This is a genomic window from Agrobacterium sp. O3.4 (genome assembly GCF_041414895.1).
GTDB lineage: Bacteria > Pseudomonadota > Alphaproteobacteria > Rhizobiales > Rhizobiaceae > Agrobacterium > Agrobacterium cucumeris.
Window position 1 is genome coordinate 101,394 of the sequence record NZ_JALPZP010000006.1, and the last position, 15,214, is coordinate 116,607.

Consider the following 15,214-nt stretch of genomic DNA (forward strand, 5'->3'; position numbering starts at 1 on the left):
AGAAGCAGTATGAAGCGGACAATGACGGGTTTGAGCCGGCTGTTATGTGCAACGGCAATTGTCGCAACGTTTGGCGGCGCGGCGAAGGCGGAAGAGCCGTTCGACCTCAATGCACTGATCGAGGCGGCAAAAAAGGAAAAACCGATCACCGTTTATGACAGCACCGGCAAGATCGTCGAAATGGCGAAGAACTTTGCCGCGAAATATGGTGTCGGTGCCGAGGGTGCGAAGGTCAAGGCCTCGGCCCAGCTGGAAATGATCATCCGCGAGGCGCGCGCCAACAATATTCAGGGCGATGTCTCGATCATCAGCGATGCGCCGGCGGCGATGGCGCAGCTTATTCCGATGGGTTTTGTCGAAAGCTGGCTGCCGCCGGATATGGCCGGCAATATTCCGCCGGAATATCAGGATCCGCTCACCGTCGTCACCAGCGCCAACGTCTGGGCCTATAATAGCGAGCTTTTCGACAAATGCCCCGTTTCCAACATCTGGGAACTGACCGACCCGAAGTGGAAGGGCAAGGTGGCGATGCAGGATCCGCTGGGCAAGGCATCCTATGTCGACTGGTTCAACCAGATGGCCAAGCACGGCGATGGTGAGGTGAAAGCCGCCTACAAGGCGCTCTATGGCAAGGATCTCGAAACAGCAGAGACGAGCGCGACCGCAGCCTGGGTAAAGGCACTTGCTGCCAACGCCCCGCTTTTGACCGACGCCGATGCGGCGGCCGCCGAAGCCGTGGGTTCGCCCGGCCAGAAGGACGCGTTCATGGGCCTCATCAGCTCGGCCAAGTTCCGTGACAATGCCGAGAAGGGCATGAAACTTGGCCTCTGCAAGGAGCTGAAGCCGTGGGCCGGCTGGCTTTATCCGGGCGTCGGCCTGATTACCAAGGGCACGAACAGCCCGAACGCGGCGAAGCTCTTCATTCACTACATCATGACCGCTGAAGGCATCGCGCCGCAGGCAATCGACGGCAAGATGTCGACGAACAAGGAGGTGAGCCTGCCTGCCGACGAGCCTTCGGGTATCGGCGCGGTTCTTAATGACATCCTGCCCTACAGCATGGCCACCAGCCTTGACGACTGGGATGCGCGCGAAACCTGGCAGGACTTCTGGCGCGTGAACTACAAAAAATAACGGGGGAGCACTTGGTGACGATCACTACTCAGAACAGGAATGGCAATGAGCGCAGGCGGCGGGGGACCGCCTCCGCAATTTGCCTTGGCTTCTCGCTGGCACTCAGCGGGGCCGCCTATGCGCAGGACGCTTTCAATCTCGAGGCGCTCATCGATGCTGCGAAGAAGGAAAAGCCGATCACCGTTTATGCGGTGACCGGCAAGATCGTTGATACCGCGCAGGCGTTCACCGCCAAATACGGCGTGCAGGCGAGCGGCAAGAAGGTGAACGAGGCGACGCAGGTTGAGCTGATGATCCGCGAGCATCGGGCCGGCAATGTCGTCGGCGATGTCAGCGTCGCAACCGATGTCGCCTCCGCCATGGGGGAGCTTTTGCCGGAAGGCATCGCCACCAGTTGGTCACCGCCGGATATGGAAGGCGATATTCCGCAAAAGCTGCGCGATCCGCTCGTGGTCGTCTCGGATCCGCATGTGTTTACCTACAATACCGAGAAATACGACACATGCCCGGTCACCAATATCTGGCAGCTGACGGAGCCGCGGTGGAAGGGCAAGCTGGCCATGCTCGATCTCTTCGACAAGCCGCTTTATGCCGACTGGTTCAACCAGATCGAAACCCACCACGATGCCGATGTCGCCACGGCCTATGAGGACCTCTACGGCAAGAAGCTGGAAACGGGCGAAAAAAGCGCAACGGCAGCCTGGGTGAAGGCCTTTGCCGAAAATGCGCCGCTGCTGACGGATTCAAGTTCGGTTGCGGATGCGGCCGGTGCGCCGGGGCAGGCCGATCCCTTCTTCGTCATCACCTCGGTGGCGAAATATCGTGACAATGAGGCCAAGGGGCTGAAGCTCGGGCTTTGCAGCGGCGTAAAGCCCTTTTCCGGATTTCTATACCCCGGTTTCGGCTTGATTGCCGGGCAGACGAAAAGCCCGAATGCGGCAAAGCTTTTCCTGCATTACCTGATGACGGAAGAGGGCATCGCACCGCAGACCGCCGACGGCAAACTCTCCGGCAACACGAAAATCGCCCTGCCGGCGGATGAACCCTCGAAGGTCGCAGATCATCTCGATGAGCTGATGGCGTTCGATGCCGCAACGGCGGCCGACGACCTCGACAAGCGCGAAGGCTGGCAGGATTTCTGGCGGGTGAACTACAAAAAATAAACGGAAGGCGGGCGCCAAGCCCGCCTGTCTTTTCCTTGGGAGGGGAAACGATGAAAAGAACCAATTTGAGAGCGGCGTCAGCTATTGCTGCGGCAATGATCGGATTGTCTGCAATGGCCGCTGCGGCCGAAGAGGCCTTCGATCTGGATAAGATCCTGGCGGCGGCAAAGCAGGAAAAGCCGATCAATATCTATGACAGCACCGGCAAGATCGTCGAGATGGCCGATAAGTTCAGCGCCAAATACGGGCTGAAGGCAACGGGTGTTAAGGTTTCGGCCAATAGCCAGCTGGAAATGATCATCCGCGAAAGCCAGTCCGGCAATGTGCAGGGCGATGTGGTGCTGATTACCGATGCGCCATCGGCACTCGCACAGCTTCTGCCGGCGGGTTTTGTCGAGAATTACCTGCCGGGCGACATGGCGGCGAAAATCCCGGCGCAGTTTCAGAACCCGCTGGCAATTTCCACCAACGCCAACGTCTGGGCCTATAATACCGAAGCCCATGACAAATGCCCGGTGGGCAACATCTGGGAACTGACCGAGCCGAAATGGAAAGGCAAGGTCGCCATGGTCGATCCCTTGAGCAAGAGCACCTATACGGACTGGTTCAACCAGCTCGAAGCCCATGGAAATCAGAAGGTGGCTGCAGCCTACAAGGCCCATTTCGGCAAGGAGATAGAGGAAAAAGGCGCGTCGGCCGCCTGGATCAAGGCAATGGCTGCAAACGGCCCACTTGCCACCGAAGGTGATGACCCGGTGGCGGAAGCTGTCGGTGCGCCCGGCCAGAAACAGCCTTTCTTCGGCCTGCTCAGTTCGGCGAAGTTTCGCGACAATGTCGACAAGGGTTACAAGCTCGGCCTCTGCACGGGCCTCGATCCATGGGTCGGCTGGACCTACATCAAGCTTGGGCTGATCGCCTCCAAGACCAAGAGCCCGAATATGGCGAAGCTCTTCATCCATTATGTCCTGACGGAAGAGGGCATCGCCCCGCAGATGAAGGACGGCAAGCTGCCGACCAATATCGACATCAAGATGCCGGCTGACGAACCCTCGGGGCTTATGAAGGTCGCCGACAGGCTGATGGGCTATGATTCCGCCACCGGCCTTGATGACTTCGACCGCCGTGAGGAATGGCAGGACGTCTGGCGCGTCAACTACAGGAAATAATCCCGGCTGGCGCGGCCCAGGCCGCGCCTCCTCCTTCTTTTTTGAATGAACAGACTGGATATGCCAATGCAGACCGCATCTTCAACCGAGCGCAAATCTGGAAATGAGGCGGCGCTTTCCCGCTCGATGCGGCTGATGGAAATCGCCGAGACGGCGGCGCGTGCCGTGCGTGATCCGCTGCTTTCGGCATTCCGCTCGGAAATGGCGGTGGACTATAAAGTCGATCTCCACGACATCGTCACCATTCATGACAAGCGTGCTGAAGCCGCCATTCGTGCCGTCATTCTCGCAAGCGAACCCAATTCAGCAATCATGGGCGAAGAAGGCGGCCAGATCGGCAGCGGCGATGTGCAGTGGTATGTCGATCCGATTGACGGCACGGCTAATTTCGCCCGTGGCCTCGCCTTCTGGTGCGTGTCCATTGCCGCCGTCATTGACGGCGAGGCCGTTGCCGGCGTGGTCTATGATCCCGTGGCGGACCAGATGTTTTCCGCCAACCTTGAAGCTTCCTATCTGGACGGAGACAAGCTGCGCTCCCGCAGTGTTGCAGACGAGACCCGGGCGACCTTGATCACCGGTTATCCTGTCTCGCGTGATTTCCGGCTGGATGGGCGGGAAGCGGCGCTCGCCAATTTCGGCGCTCTTGTCGAGACCTTCTCGACATTGCGCCGGCCTGGCAGCGCCGCGCTCAGTATCGCCCATGTTGCAGCGGGCTGGACGGATGCGGCCGCCGGTTTCGGCGTTAATGCCTGGGATGTGGCCGCAGCCATCCTCATTCTCAAAAATGCTGGTGGAACCTATGAGCCACTGACCCTTGGAAAGGTGGCGGAAGGCTCCGCCGATTTCCTCTGCCCCGGCTATATCGCCACGGGCGAAGGGGCGAACTACCCGACATTGCAGCGGGTGGCGCGGTCCATATCCGCAGACCGCACCGCAAGGGCAAAAGCGCAGCATAGCCAGCCGGCCACAAAGGCCTGAAGACGTAATATCGGCACCGACGGAGACATGACATGCCACAACCGGAAAAGATCCAATCCCCAGAGCAGGAATCCCGCGAATTGCCGAAGCTCAGCCGCATCTATGAGCGGCATCCGCTTTATGGCGTCGATCTGTTCATTTCGGGTAAGGAAGGCGCAAGCGACCTCAACCTTCTGCGTCAGAACGGCATCACCACCGTCGTCAATTGCGCCGTTAATCTCGATTTCAATTTTGTGGAGCAGCCGCAAATCGTTTCCGATCATGAGGGCAGTGTCTATGGGCCGGGCGAAATCCGTTATTACAAGATCGGCCTGATCGATGGCGCCGGAAACCCCGATACCCAGATGGTTGCTGCCCATTATATTCTGCGGGCGGCGCTGGAGCAGATATTGCCCGACAAACCGTCCTATCCCCGGCGGGAGCGCGGCAGCGTGCTCATCAATTGCCGGGGAGGACGTTCGCGTTCCGTCGCCGTCGTTGCGCTTTTTCTGCACCTGACGCTGCCGGTGGAATTCCCGACGCTTGACGATGCCATCGACTTCGTTCGCGTGAAGCGTGAATTGCCGGAAAACGAATGGTTCAAGGCACCGAAGCCCGTGCTTGCGGACGCTGCCCGCCGGGCTGCCGGCTGGATCGCGATGATCGACGCCGCGCATTAAAGAAAGGCCGCCTCGGTCCTCGCTGATTTCGGGGCAGTGACAAACCCTCGGCACGAGGCCGAGGGTGACGCCGTGTGTGCCGAGAGGTCGCCAGTCAGGCATCCTCTCGGCCGTTCGGTTTTAAGCTTCGCTCACCGCGTCATTCCACGCCCGGACCTTCTCGATGTTCCGTTCTGAACGGGATACGATCTCGAAAGCGAAGCCGTCGCCGGAAACACGCTCGCCGACCTCGGGGAGGCGGTTGAGACGCCACAGGATGTAGCCCGCGACGGTGGAGTAACGGTCGGCCTCATCCACGAGATCGATGTCGAGAAGATAAGACGCCCTTCTGATATCGACGGCGCCGTCGATAAGCCAGGAGCCGTCTTCCGCCTTTTCCGAAATCAGCAGTTCTTCGCCTTCTTCAGGGAATTCGCCGGCGATCGCCTCGAGAATATCCGTCGGCGTGGCGATACCCTGCAGCGTACCGTATTCATCGATGATGACAGCCATCTGCAACGGGGATTTGCGCAACTGTTCCATGACCTGCAGGGCCGTGGCGCTCTCATGCACCACAAGCGGCTGCCGCAGCGAGCTTTCAAGGTTCAGGCGGCCGTCACGCAGAAGATCGCGCAGCAGGTCCTTTGTGGCCGCGACACCGAGGAAGGAGTCCAGCTTGCCCTGCGCGAGCATCAACCGGGAATGGTCGAGTTCCAGCAGGCGGTGGCGCAGCGTCTCCGGGTCGGCGTCGATATCCAGCCAGTCGATCTCGGTGCGTGGCGTCATGATCGAGACGACGGGGCGTTCGGCAAGTGTCAGCACGCCGCGGATCATGTCCTTTTCTTCGGATTTGAACAGGTCGCTGAGGGTGGCCTGTTCGGCGATAAGATCGGCCGTCTCGCCAAGCGGCTGTTCACCCACCCGGCCGCCGAGAAGCCGCAGAATGGCATCGGAGGTGCGCTCACGCATATCACCGGCGGTGATGCGCTTTTCGCGGTTGCGCCTGCCAAGCTGGTTTGCCGCCTCAATGAGCACGGAAAAGCCTATGGCCGCATAGAGGTAACCCTTCGGAAGATGGAAACCGAAACCTTCGACGATCAGGCTGAACCCGATCATCAACAGGAAGCCTAGGCAGAGAATGACCACGGTCGGATGTTTCGACACGAATGTCATCAGCGGCCTGGAGGCCGCCATCATCACGGCCATGGCCACGCAGACGGCGGTGATCATTACCCAGAGATTGTTGACCATGCCGACGGCGGTAATGACGCTATCGAGCGAGAACACGGCGTCGAGTACGACGATCTGCACGATGACCTGCCAGAAGACCGCATGGACCACCTTGCCCTGCTTCGGCTTGTGGTCACCCTCAAGCCGTTCGTGCAGCTCCATGGTTCCCTTGGCGAGCAGGAAGGCGCCGCCGATGATGAGGATGAGATCGCGTCCGGAGAAGGAGAAGTCCGCGACTGTAAATAGTGGCCGCGTCAGCGTGACGATCCATGAGATCGAAAACAGCAGCAGGACGCGCATGATGAGCGCCAGCGACAGGCCGATGACCCGAGCCTTGTGGCGCTGGTGTGGTGGTAGCTTGTCGGCAAGGATCGCGATGAAGACGAGATTGTCGATGCCGAGAACGACTTCGAGAACGATAAGGGTGACGAGGCCGATCCAGATGTTCGGATCTGCTAGGAATTCCATGTTCAGGAGCCTTTATGGGAATGGATGCGAACACGTAAAGCCCCGGACTGAACATCCGAGGCTGAAAGCTGTCGCGTTGAGGAAAACAAGAAAATCCGAGGCTGGCTGCGCTTCACGCGAGCCAGCCTCGTTCGGTGTCGACTACTGTCGGTACTGTCGCCTTCGTCAGGCATAGGGCGAATTTATCCCGCTATCCGTGAATTCTTGTGCGGGCTGAATTAGCAGATTTCTCCTGGACGGGAAAGCATTTTCATCCAGCCTGGCCTGATGCCGGCAGCTGGAGCCTGATGTGGGGTGCTTGCAGAACGGCGAAATCTGCCGGCGCTGCGCCATCACCGCGCGCGGCTTGGCCTCTTCCTCGCGGGGGTCATGCGTCGCGTGATCAAGGCGCCGACAAAGGCGATCAGAATTGCGATTGCCGTCGCCAGAACCGCAAGGCCCAGCCAGTGGACTTCGGTGAGTTCGCCAAACTGTTCGGCGCCCTTTGCCGCGAGCCAGCCAGGGGCAAGCAGCACCGGCACCCAGAGAATGGCGGAGGTGATATTGGCGGCCTGGAAGCGGCGCTGATCCATGCCGATCATGCCCGCGACCAGAGGAACCGTGCAGCGCAAAGGTCCGAAAAAACGGCCGAAAAACACGGCAAAGAAGCCATATTTCCGGAAAAAGAGCCGCACCCGAGCGACCCGTTCGCGATAGTGCCGCAATGGCCATCGATGGACCACGCTCGGCCCCAGCCATTTGCCCATCATGTAGGATACGATGTCGCCAAGTACCGCACCGAGGATCGCTCCCGTGACCACGGGAAAGGGGTCGATGACGCCGCTGCCGACCAGCCCGCCGATCAGAAGCATCAGCGCCGTGGCCGGAATTATGAGCCCGAGAATGACGATCGATTCCCCGAAGGCAATGAAGCCGACAATCACACCCGCCCATGTCTGATGTGTGCGAATGAAGGTTTCTGTTGTTTCGAGAAGACTGTCCAAATCGAACTCCGCAGATATTCAAGATGACGAAATTGTTATCGCCGTCCGAACCATAACCAACGCGATGGCCGGCTCACTCAAGGATTGACGAGGTGGCGACGGAACGGTCGCTATCGCGTTTTCTCGCCGATGTCCGATGTCGTTCGCTGGTCGACGCCCTTGCCATCAAGAATGTTTTTCAGGATGGCGAGGCGGTCGTTGATCAGCCATCCATAGTAATTTTCAACCGGCAGGCGGGTTTTTGCGCCCGCATCCACCGCCACCCGCAGCCGTTCGGCGCGCCGCCTTGGCTGGCCGACATTATAGAGCGTCGCGGTAATGCCGGGATTGCCCGAGATGTCGAAGCCCTTTTCCCGGTAGGCATCGATGGAATCTCTGATGATGGCGGCGATGTAGATGATGCTGCGGTCGGGGTCCATGACGTCACGGTAGATTTCCTTCGGCCTGTCCGCCGAGAGTTTCGGCAGGCCGCTCGTTTTGTTGACGAGATCGCTGACCTGCAACGCCGTCAGCGGGCTGATCTGGCCAAGACCGAAGGTCTGCCCGGCATAAAAGGGCTGGAAGAAGGCGCGCTGGAACGAGATGGCCTCGTAGCTGGCGCCATCCACCACCTTGCCGCGGAAATCTTCGTCCCAGACGGTATCGCGGCAACTCCATTGTTCGGAGGTGGTGGCAAGCGGCTCGCAGGACCGGAATTCCGGCCGCTGGAGGAATGACTTCAGGGAAACGCCATTATAACTGAATTTGATATCGAGTTCGGCGTAGGAAATGGCCTTGACGTAATAGGTCTGCAGGCGATCCACGGCCGAGACGTTGAAGGTGTGCTCACCGACGATGGCACCGACAATGTGGATCGGGTCGATGCCATAGGCCGCTGCTGCCTTCCTGATCTTGCTGAGAAGGGCGGGCTCGCTGTTCAGGAGGTTAATCGTCTTGCCGAATTTTTCCTCGTAGGTCGTGTAGAAAGCCTTGGTCCGGATCGCCGAAGCGCGTGGTATTTCCGGCTGCTCGGCGGAGCGATTACCGGGAGGAACGACAGTCATCTGCTGCGCGACGGCGTAAGAAGGAAGGCAGGCCAGTGTCATGATGACGGTGGCTGTGCGGGTGATCTTCGCAAACAGGCTCATGCAACATTCTCTGTAACGGGGATTCATCGTGGTGGTGTGTCTTTCTTAGGCAGGCCATCCCCGCATGGCAAGTTTGCCGCCGCTCACATTCCCGTTCTTGGCGATTACGAAGGGTGTCGCACGACCCGGCGGTAGCAGGTTCGCCAATTTTCGGGATCGTTAAAAGTCGAGCGGTTTGTTTCATTTGAACTCAAACCGGCAGCGATAGGTCATGTCATCAGGAGATGAACATGAGCTATTTCAACAAATTGCTGCAGGCATGTTTTGTTCTGACCGTGGCCGGTCTGCTTTCACCGGCAGAGGCTTCGCCGTCGATGTCGACGGGCGCGATCACTTCCCAGCCGGTTGGACATTATGAATTCTGCCAGCGGCATTCGGCGGAGTGTCAGCCCGTGAAGGCCATGCCGCCGCTTCATCTCACGCCCGACAACTGGAAAACCATGGTTTCGGTCAACAGCGCCGTCAATGTCGAAATCGATCAGCGCTCCGACATGGAAGTGTGGGGCCACGAGGACTACTGGGAATATCCCTACAAGGGTGCGGGGGATTGCGACGACCTCGTGCTGGAAAAGCGCAAGCGGCTGATGGATATCGGTCTGCCGGCCTCCAACCTGCTGATCACCGTTGTCCGTGACGAGCGGGGCGATGGTCATGCGGTCCTCACGGTAAGGACGGATCGCGGCGATTTCATTCTCGACAATATGAAGCCGAAAATCCTCCGCTGGGACGAGACGCCCTATAGCTATCTCAAGCGTCAATCCACCGATCATGCCGGTCGCTGGGTGGATATTGATGGCTCCGGTTCGCCGGCCATCGCCGCGCGGGAGGTCGATCGCGGCACCGCCGTGCCCGCAACCACCGCGCGCCGTAACATCATCGATCTGTTCAGGAACCGCTGAACCAGCGGTTTCCGGGAGCCTGCTGCAACACCTAGTCCTGGCGTTTCAGGGCGTCGACTGCGGCTTCTGCGCGTGCTGCCGCCTCCCTTGCTTCGCGCGCAGCATCGGAGGCTGCTTCAGGGTCGGTGGAGGAACCATCATAGCCGCCCATGGCGCGCTCCCCTATGCCGATGTGAAAATCCTTCAGCTGGAAAGCGGCAAATGCCAGGAGGGCGGCCATGCCAATAAAAAGGCAGGTCTTCATGTTCCGTTTCATTCGCGTTTCCCCGATATTCAGTCGGTGATATGCAATTCGATCGCTTGTGACGAGAAGCAGCCGATGAAGCAGGATATCGGGTTGCCGTCCGTCGTCTGGTCTATCGCGGTATAGGCGAGGACCGGCAGGGATTTGGATGATTTGAGGAAATGATGTTCGTGAGGAGCGGGCAGTCTTGCGACGACGATTGTTTTTGCACGGTGATAATCATCCACGCCGAACCGTTTCAGCGTTTCGCTGATCGATCCAAGTTCCTCGAAAATCTCCGGAAAACCGGAAAATCGTGTCGCGCAACAAAAGCGCGTGCCGATGCCGATGGGGTGGCCGTTGGCGTAAGCGCTGATTTCCAGGGCAATCAGCGGCGCTTTTGCACCGAGACCAAGAGCTGTCGCAACGTCTTCCGTCGCCGGTTCAAGCCACCAGCGCAGCAGTTTGCGTTCCGGGCGCGCATTCACGGCTTCAAGATTGCGGTCGAAATGCATGCGGCGGCCAACGACGTAAGGGATCGGCGCTTCGCTGACAAAAGTGCCGCTGCCGTGCAGAATACGCAGCAGGCCTTGTTCTTCCAGTGATGCCAGCGCCCGGCGTGCGGTCATACGGTTGACGTTGAACTCTCGTGCGATGTCCTGGCTGGAGGGAATTTTTTCGCCGGGCTTCAACTGCCCCTGTTCGATCCGCCCGCGCAGTGCGGTGGCGACCTGCCGCCAGAGCGACTGTGTTTCTGATGTTCCGTTGTCCATGCGCGGCGTCCGATTGTCTTGCAGATGTCACATGAATGAGTTTAAAGGTATATACCTCTAAAACGAGGTTTATTCCATCTATAACTCATTCATCCCGGTTGTTCGCATGAATACCAGTATTTCGCGTTATCGCTACATTGTTTGGGATTTTGAGGGCACCCTTGCCGTTCGCAGGGGACGTTATACCGGCGCGCTGGAGGCCGCAGCGGGATTGGCCGATCCCGCCTTCCTCGGCATGGCTGACAATATCCGTCCGTTTTTGTCCGGGGCGTTTCCCTGGCATCGGGCGGAACTCGCACATGCCTTCGTGGAAGATGCGGAAGGGTGGTGGCGCGCCATTCTCACCGCAGCCGAAGCAGCGCTCGTGGCGCTGGGCATGGACAGAAGCATGGCGGCGGAAGTCGCAGAACGCTCGCGTGAGATCTATCTCGATCCCATCGGCTGGGAAGTCGATCCGCAGGCGATGCCCGTGCTGGGGCAATTATCTGATGCCGGCTGGCGTCATGTGATCCTGTCCAATTTTGCGCCAGAACTGCATTCACTGGTGAAAAGCATCGGGCTCTCCGGTTACATGGATCATGTCTTTTCCTCCGGGCAGATCGGCCTTGAGAAGCCCTCGGTCGCGCTTTTTCGTCATGTGGCCGGGGTTCTGGCACCGCATCGTGCTTGCTGGATGATCGGTGACAATCCCCATGCCGACATTGCCGGTGGTCGCGCCGCCGGTCTTTCGACCATCTTGCTGCGACCTGAAGGCCTGGGGCCCGGACTTTCGGTCACTGAGCTTTTCGCCATTCCCGCCATTATTTTAGAGGAGAACAGACCATGACATGTTCCGAGGCCATCGCCCTGTCGATGAAAGACACGCTGCGCCAAATCCCGTCGCTGAAAGCGCCGCTTCCGGAGTGTGATCCGCTTGCGCTGCCCGATACGCCGCAGGACGCTTTCGCCCTGTGGCTGCACGATGCCCTCAATGCCGGCATCCGCGAGCCGCACGCCATGACCTTGTCCACGGTGGACGAGAATGGCTGGCCCGATGCCCGCATGCTGATCCTGAAAAACCTCGATGAACGCGGCTGGCATTTTGCGGTTAAGGCCGAGAGCCCCAAGGGGCGGCAGATCGAAAACAGGTCGCATGTCGCTTTGACCTTCTACTGGTCGGCGCTCGGACGGCAGGTCCGCCTGCGTGGCCCCGCAATCATGCTTTCTGACAGTGAATGTGCGGAAGATTTTCTCGACCGGCCCGTCAGTTCGCGGGCCAGCGCCATCGCCTCGCGGCAAAGCGAAATTCTGGAAGCGGGCGAGGGCCTCGAAAGCCGCATGGCCGAGGCGCAGGCACTCATCGCGGCCAATCCGGATTATGTTTCCCCGGGATGGCGTGTCTATGCCGTTGCGCCTGTTGTCGCGGAGTTCTGGCAGGGGGCATCCGACCGCAATCACAAGCGGCTGCGATATGTTCTCTCCGGAGACAGCGCGACCTGGGACAGGTCTCTTCTCTGGCCGTGAAACCGACCCGGACTGTTGGAAACCGTTTTGGTTTGCCAACGGTCCGGTGTTTTGCTTGTCTTCGGCTTATCGGCTTGCGAGACCGACGCCTGTTTCTTCATCGAAGAGATGCATATCGGACGGGTTGATATCGAGGCCTATGACCTCGCCGGCTTTGACCTCGCTGCGTCCCTGCACCGCGATGATCAGTTCCGTGGATGTGCCGGTTGTGAGGAAGGTGGCCGAGCCGGTGGTTTCCACGGCGGAAACGGGCAGCGTCAGTGCCGCGCCATTTGCCGCTGTGGGCCTTATGTGTTCCGGCCTGATGCCGACGATCAGTTGCTGGCCCGGCGGCAGGGCGGCCGGATTGCTGATCGGCTGCGGCGGCTCACCTTCGCCGAACCGCAACAGAAGCGAACCGCCATCCGGGCTGACGGTGGCCGGAATGAAATTCATCGCCGGTGAACCGATAAAGCCCGCCACGAAACGATTGACCGGGCGATCGTATAATTCCAGCGGCGTGCCCTGCTGTTCGATAATGCCATCGCGCATGACGACGACATGATCGGCCATGGTCATCGCCTCAATCTGGTCATGGGTAACATAGACCGAGGTGGCGTGCAGGCGGTCGTGCAGCGCGCGAATTTCCTTGCGCATATGGACGCGCAGCGCCGCATCGAGATTGGAAAGTGGCTCGTCGAACAGGAAAGCCTGCGGATTGCGGATGATCGCCCGGCTCATGGCCACGCGCTGGCGCTGGCCGCCGGAAAGTTCACGCGGATAACGCTTCATCAGCTTTGAAAGACCCGTGGTGGCGGCAACTTCTTCTGCCGCCTTGCGGGCCTCGGCCTTGGCGACGCCGCGCATGCGCAGGGAATAGGTGAGGTTTTCCTCCACCGTCATATGCGGGTAGAGCGCATAGGACTGGAACACCATGGCCACATCGCGCTTGCGGGGCGGCACGCCATTCATGAGCGTGCCGGCAATGCGCATGTCGCCGGCCGATATGGTCTCCAGCCCGGCGAGCGAACGCAAAAGGGTGGATTTGCCGCAGCCGGAAGGGCCGACAAGTGCGACAAAAGTGCCTTTCTTGATGGAAAGGTCGATATTTTTCAGGGCATGAAAGGCGCCGTAATATTTGTTGACGCCGGAAAGTTCGATCTGAAGGGTCATTTGAGTGCTCCTGAGGTCAGGCCGGAAACGATGCGGCGCTGCAAGAGAATGAAGAGGGCGAGAATGGGCGTCACATACATGGTCGCATAGGCCATGATGTTGTTCCATTCGCTGGTATTAGGGCCCATGAAGGAATTGAGGCCGACGCTGGCGGGCTGCAATTCGGCCGCCTGTATCATCGATTTCGAATAGACGAATTCGCCAAATGCCTGCATGAAGATGAGGATGGCGCTGACGAGAATGCCGTTTCTGGCAAGCGGCAGCACGATGTTGAAAAATGCGCCGACGCGGGAATTGCCGTCCACCAGCGCCGCCTCTTCCAGCTCCTGCGGCACGGCCATGAAGGTGGCGCGCACAAGGACCACGAAGAAGGGCATGCTTTTTGCCGCAATGGCGAGAATGACCGAAAGGCGCGGATAATCCAGAAGCCCGAATTGCGAGAAGCCGACGAAGATCGGTGTGATCATCAGCGATGCCGGCAGAACCTGCAGCATGAGGATGAGAAAGAGACCGATATCCACCCAGACATTGCGATAGCGGGCCAGCACATAGGCGCAACCGACACCGAGAATGGTGATCAACAGCACGGCGCCGGAGGCGATCAGCACCGAATTCCACAGATATCGGCCCATGTTGCGGCTTTGCCAGACATAGGCATAGGTTTGCCATTGCGGGTCTGTCGGCCAGAAACCGGGCGGGTTGGCGAACATCTCCGAGCCGCTTTTAAGCGAGGTCAGATACATCCAGTAAAGCGGGAAGAGGTAGATGATGGCGAGCACGATGGCGATTGCCAGCATCAGGCGATTGCGGTTGGTGGTGCTCATCCGCGCACCTCATGCCGTGTGGAACGCACATAAACGATGGAAGCCAGCATGACGAAGACGATCATGATGACGGAGATCGTTGCGCCCTTGCCGAAATCATATTGCCGGAACGACAGGTCCCAGGCCCAATATTGCGCCACGTTGGAGCTGTTGTTCGGTCCACCATCGGTAATGGCGGCGAAAAGATCGAATTGCTGCAGGGTAAAGATCAGCCCGAGCGAGACGATCGCGCCGATGGTGGAGCGCATCATCGGCAGGGTGATGGTGTAGAAGCGTTGCCAGGCGTTCGCCCCGTCCAGCTCCGCCGCCTCGTAAAGATCGCCGGGAATTGAGGCAAGACCGACGGAAAGCAGGATCATGTTGAAGGAGGTGCCGAGCCAGACATTGGCGATGACGACGGCCCAGAGCGAAAAATTCGCATCCGAACGCCAGAAGATATTGCCTGAAATCAGGCCGCTTTCCCGCAGGAAGAAATTCAGCACACCGAAATCGCCGGACAGGATCCAGTTCCAGATGGCGCCGACGACGAGGCCGGGCATGACCCAGGACACGAGGAACAGGCCGCGCAGCCAGGTGGCGCCCGGAAAATTCACCCAGAAGAACAGCGCCAGACCGAAACCGATGGCGAACTGACCGGCAATCGAGGCAACCACGAAGGTGACGGTGTTCATCAGGATCGGCAGGGTTTCCGGCTGCCGGAACAGATCGACGTAATTCTTGAAGCCGACAAACGGACGCACGAAGGTGCCCAGGCTGAACATGTCGACTTCCTGAAAGCTCATGACAATGTTGTAGATGAGCGGTAGACCCGCCATGACGAACAGGAAGCCCAAGGGCAGGGCGACAAGGACGATGTCGAAACCGCGACCGTCACTGACGCTGGAAAACAGTTTTTTCATGAAACATCCTCGCAAGCTCCGCTTGGGGCCGCCGCCGCATTTTGCGACAGGCGA

16 protein-coding genes are annotated in these 15,214 nt (G+C 59.1%); 8 read left to right on the forward strand and 8 right to left on the reverse strand.

Annotated features, from left to right (window positions below; all coding sequences use genetic code 11):
- Window positions 1-9: 9 nt before the first annotated feature.
- From M0412_RS21960 to M0412_RS21980, 5 genes are all read left to right on the forward strand, one after another.
- Complete coding sequence (locus M0412_RS21960; protein WP_269702402.1) at window positions 10-1,134, forward strand: ABC transporter substrate-binding protein; 1,125 nt, start codon at window positions 10-12, stop codon at window positions 1,132-1,134.
- A 14-nt stretch (window positions 1,135-1,148) separates the two neighbouring features.
- Complete coding sequence (locus tag M0412_RS21965; protein WP_269702404.1) at window positions 1,149-2,297, forward strand: ABC transporter substrate-binding protein; 1,149 nt, start codon at window positions 1,149-1,151, stop codon at window positions 2,295-2,297.
- Between the two features lie 95 nt (window positions 2,298-2,392).
- Window positions 2,393-3,463 carry an ABC transporter substrate-binding protein gene (locus M0412_RS21970; RefSeq protein ID WP_269702657.1) on the forward strand — a complete coding sequence of 357 codons (1,071 nt, stop codon included), beginning with the start codon at window positions 2,393-2,395 and terminating at the stop codon, window positions 3,461-3,463.
- Window positions 3,464-3,523: 60 nt separating this feature from the next.
- Complete coding sequence (locus M0412_RS21975; RefSeq protein ID WP_269702406.1) at window positions 3,524-4,441, forward strand: inositol monophosphatase; 918 nt, start codon at window positions 3,524-3,526, stop codon at window positions 4,439-4,441.
- Window positions 4,442-4,473: 32 nt separating this feature from the next.
- Entirely contained in the window at window positions 4,474-5,100 is a 627-nt protein-coding gene (locus M0412_RS21980) for a dual specificity protein phosphatase (RefSeq protein WP_142842939.1), read from the forward strand.
- 120 nt (window positions 5,101-5,220) lie between these two features.
- On the opposite strand, the gene M0412_RS21985 is transcribed toward M0412_RS21980, so the two are convergent.
- From M0412_RS21985 to M0412_RS21995, 3 genes are all read right to left on the reverse strand, one after another.
- Entirely contained in the window at window positions 5,221-6,777 is a 1,557-nt protein-coding gene (locus M0412_RS21985) for a TerC family protein (protein ID WP_269702408.1), read from the reverse strand.
- Window positions 6,778-7,109: 332 nt separating this feature from the next.
- Window positions 7,110-7,760, reverse strand: coding sequence for a DedA family protein (locus tag M0412_RS21990; RefSeq protein ID WP_269702410.1), 651 nt, complete (start codon window positions 7,758-7,760; stop codon window positions 7,110-7,112).
- 110 nt (window positions 7,761-7,870) lie between these two features.
- Window positions 7,871-8,887 carry a DUF1402 family protein gene (locus tag M0412_RS21995; protein ID WP_142842936.1) on the reverse strand — a complete coding sequence of 339 codons (1,017 nt, stop codon included), beginning with the start codon at window positions 8,885-8,887 and terminating at the stop codon, window positions 7,871-7,873.
- 230 nt (window positions 8,888-9,117) lie between these two features.
- Between M0412_RS21995 and M0412_RS22000 the strand changes: the two genes are divergently transcribed.
- Window positions 9,118-9,786 (forward strand): transglutaminase-like cysteine peptidase, encoded by a 669-nt coding sequence (locus tag M0412_RS22000; protein ID WP_142842935.1) that lies wholly within the window; start codon window positions 9,118-9,120, stop codon window positions 9,784-9,786.
- Window positions 9,787-9,817: 31 nt separating this feature from the next.
- Here M0412_RS22000 and M0412_RS22005 read toward each other — a convergent pair whose 3' ends face one another.
- Window positions 9,818-10,042 (reverse strand): hypothetical protein, encoded by a 225-nt coding sequence (locus tag M0412_RS22005; protein WP_142842934.1) that lies wholly within the window; start codon window positions 10,040-10,042, stop codon window positions 9,818-9,820.
- 17 nt (window positions 10,043-10,059) lie between these two features.
- Window positions 10,060-10,782, reverse strand: a complete 723-nt coding sequence (gene phnF, locus M0412_RS22010; RefSeq protein ID WP_269702413.1) for a phosphonate metabolism transcriptional regulator PhnF — start codon at window positions 10,780-10,782, stop codon at window positions 10,060-10,062.
- 106 nt (window positions 10,783-10,888) lie between these two features.
- On the opposite strand from phnF, the gene M0412_RS22015 reads away from it, so the two are divergent.
- Together M0412_RS22015 and M0412_RS22020 are read left to right on the forward strand one after the other, a co-directional pair.
- Window positions 10,889-11,608, forward strand: a complete 720-nt coding sequence (locus M0412_RS22015) for an HAD family hydrolase (RefSeq protein WP_269702415.1) — start codon at window positions 10,889-10,891, stop codon at window positions 11,606-11,608.
- Window positions 11,605-12,285: a pyridoxal 5'-phosphate synthase gene (locus M0412_RS22020; RefSeq protein WP_269702417.1), complete on the forward strand. Its 681-nt coding sequence runs from the start codon at window positions 11,605-11,607 to the stop codon at window positions 12,283-12,285. Before M0412_RS22015 ends, M0412_RS22020 begins: the two co-directional genes overlap by 4 nt.
- Before the next feature lie 66 nt (window positions 12,286-12,351).
- Here M0412_RS22020 and M0412_RS22025 read toward each other — a convergent pair whose 3' ends face one another.
- Genes M0412_RS22025 through M0412_RS22035 form a run of 3 tightly spaced genes read right to left on the reverse strand, consistent with a single transcriptional unit; the run spans window position 12,352 to window position 15,160 of the window.
- A complete protein-coding gene (locus M0412_RS22025; protein ID WP_269702419.1) occupies window positions 12,352-13,437 on the reverse strand; it encodes an ABC transporter ATP-binding protein in 1,086 nt (361 codons plus the stop codon).
- Window positions 13,434-14,261: a carbohydrate ABC transporter permease gene (locus M0412_RS22030; RefSeq protein ID WP_046801001.1), complete on the reverse strand. Its 828-nt coding sequence runs from the start codon at window positions 14,259-14,261 to the stop codon at window positions 13,434-13,436. Before M0412_RS22030 ends, M0412_RS22025 begins: the two co-directional genes overlap by 4 nt.
- Window positions 14,258-15,160, reverse strand: a complete 903-nt coding sequence (locus M0412_RS22035) for a carbohydrate ABC transporter permease (protein WP_110758742.1) — start codon at window positions 15,158-15,160, stop codon at window positions 14,258-14,260. Before M0412_RS22035 ends, M0412_RS22030 begins: the two co-directional genes overlap by 4 nt.
- Window positions 15,161-15,214: the final 54 nt, after the last annotated feature.

Excerpts from the sequence above, each read along its gene's own strand:
- M0412_RS21960 (WP_269702402.1), top strand. The coding sequence starts at position 10 with ATGAAGCGGACAATGACGGGTTTGAGCCGGCTGTTATGTGCAACGGCA.
- M0412_RS21970 (WP_269702657.1), top strand. The coding sequence starts at position 2,393 with ATGATCGGATTGTCTGCAATGGCCGCTGCGGCCGAAGAGGCCTTCGAT.
- M0412_RS21975 (WP_269702406.1), top strand. The coding sequence starts at position 3,524 with ATGCCAATGCAGACCGCATCTTCAACCGAGCGCAAATCTGGAAATGAG.
- M0412_RS21980 (WP_142842939.1), top strand. The coding sequence starts at position 4,474 with ATGCCACAACCGGAAAAGATCCAATCCCCAGAGCAGGAATCCCGCGAA.
- M0412_RS21985 (WP_269702408.1), bottom strand. The coding sequence starts at position 6,777 with ATGGAATTCCTAGCAGATCCGAACATCTGGATCGGCCTCGTCACCCTT.
- M0412_RS21995 (WP_142842936.1), bottom strand. The coding sequence starts at position 8,887 with ATGAGCCTGTTTGCGAAGATCACCCGCACAGCCACCGTCATCATGACA.
- M0412_RS22000 (WP_142842935.1), top strand. The coding sequence starts at position 9,118 with ATGAGCTATTTCAACAAATTGCTGCAGGCATGTTTTGTTCTGACCGTG.
- M0412_RS22005 (WP_142842934.1), bottom strand. The coding sequence starts at position 10,042 with ATGAAACGGAACATGAAGACCTGCCTTTTTATTGGCATGGCCGCCCTC.
- phnF (WP_269702413.1), bottom strand. The coding sequence starts at position 10,782 with ATGGACAACGGAACATCAGAAACACAGTCGCTCTGGCGGCAGGTCGCC.
- M0412_RS22015 (WP_269702415.1), top strand. The coding sequence starts at position 10,889 with ATGAATACCAGTATTTCGCGTTATCGCTACATTGTTTGGGATTTTGAG.
- M0412_RS22020 (WP_269702417.1), top strand. The coding sequence starts at position 11,605 with ATGACATGTTCCGAGGCCATCGCCCTGTCGATGAAAGACACGCTGCGC.
- M0412_RS22025 (WP_269702419.1), bottom strand. The coding sequence starts at position 13,437 with ATGACCCTTCAGATCGAACTTTCCGGCGTCAACAAATATTACGGCGCC.
- M0412_RS22030 (WP_046801001.1), bottom strand. The coding sequence starts at position 14,261 with ATGAGCACCACCAACCGCAATCGCCTGATGCTGGCAATCGCCATCGTG.
- M0412_RS22035 (WP_110758742.1), bottom strand. The coding sequence starts at position 15,160 with ATGAAAAAACTGTTTTCCAGCGTCAGTGACGGTCGCGGTTTCGACATC.